The 1,347-nt window shown below is 70.2% G+C and carries 1 protein-coding gene; it reads left to right on the top strand.

Annotated elements, in window-relative coordinates; genetic code table 11:
* Nucleotides 1-232: 232 nt before the first annotated feature.
* Nucleotides 233-1,165 carry a DMT family transporter gene (locus ACFWY9_RS44040; protein ID WP_378323174.1) on the top strand — a complete coding sequence of 311 codons (933 nt, stop codon included), beginning with the start codon at nucleotides 233-235 and terminating at the stop codon, nucleotides 1,163-1,165.
* The last annotated feature ends 182 nt before the right edge of the window (nucleotides 1,166-1,347 follow it).

The following is a 1,347-nucleotide window of genomic DNA, read 5'->3' as shown; positions in this document are numbered from 1 at the left end:
CCACCCGCGCGGTGGGGCGGGCTGCGCCTGTGCGTGTGGGGCGACCCCGTCGCGGGGGCGCGCCGCCCCCCGGGGCCGGGGGCGGCCCCCCCCCCCGCCCCCGCCCCGCGGCGCCCGCCGTCAGACCCACCACACTCGCCACCGCCGACCAGCGTGATGTCCGAAAACCACTCGCCAGTAACCGCCTGAAGATCGTTGACTGACCGCGAGAAGTCACGAAGCGGGAGGTCTGGTGGGACGTTTCGGCATCGCCGCGCGGTTCGCGCTGCTGGCGACGGTGTGGGGCGCGAGTTTCCTGTTCATCAAGGTCGGTCTCACCGGTCTCGCCCCCGCGCAGGTGGCGCTGGCGAGAGCCGGGTTCGGCGCACTGGCTCTGCTCGCGGTGCTGCTCCTCCGCCGTAGGCCACTCCCCCGTGACCCGGCGTTGTGGGGCCACCTCGCGGTCGTCGCCGTCCTGCTGTGCGTCATCCCGTTTCTGCTGTTCTCCTGGGCCGAGCAGTACATTTCCTCCGGGCTGGCCAGCATCTTCAACGCCACGACGCCACTCATCACGATGCTCATCGCCGCGGCCGCGCTGCGTACGGAACGGCTGACCCCGCCCCGGATCCTGGGGCTGCTGCTCGGTTTCCTCGGCGTGCTCACCATCGTCGGCGTGTGGCAGGGCATCGACGTCTCACACCAGCTCACCGCGCAACTCGCGTGCCTCGGTGCGACGACGTGCTACGGCTGCTCGTTCGTCTACATGCGCCGGTTCGTGTCCCCGCGCGGCATCGACCCGGTGACCATCGCGTTCGGGCAAACCGCCTTCGCCACGGTGATTCTCGGACTGCTCGTGCCCGTCGTCGCGAGCACGCCGGTGCACCTGAGCCTCGCGGTCGTGCTCAGCATGCTCGCGCTCGGCGTGTTCGGCACCGGGATCGCCTACGTCTGGAACGCCTCGATCATCGCCGCGTGGGGCGCCGCCAACGCGTCGGCAGTGACCTACCTCACACCCGTTGTCGGCGTGCTGCTCGGAATCGTGGTGCTCGACGAACCGCTCAGCTGGAACCAGCCGGTGGGCGCCGTGCTCGTCGTGCTCGGCATCCTCGCCGCGCACGGCAGGCTGCGGCCGCGCCACAAGAACGTCGCCGAGCCGGAGGCGGTGGCCGCGAACCCAGGCCGCTGACAAGACAGTGCCGACACGACTGTGGACTCAACGTGTCAGCATACGAACCAATCGAGCCACGCGGACGGGGGTCCGGGGGCGTGCCCCCGGCAGGGGTCTGGGGGGTTGGCCCCCCGAAAACATTAAGATTTTACCCGGCCCGGTAAGGCTAGCGCCGCAACAGGGGCCCCCCACAAAGAATT

Origin of the sequence: Amycolatopsis sp. NPDC059027, from assembly GCF_042739735.1 — a bacterium.
GTDB lineage: Bacteria > Actinomycetota > Actinomycetes > Mycobacteriales > Pseudonocardiaceae > Amycolatopsis.
Note: the sequence above shows the minus strand (reverse complement) of the source record. Positions and strands in the feature narration are given on the sequence as shown.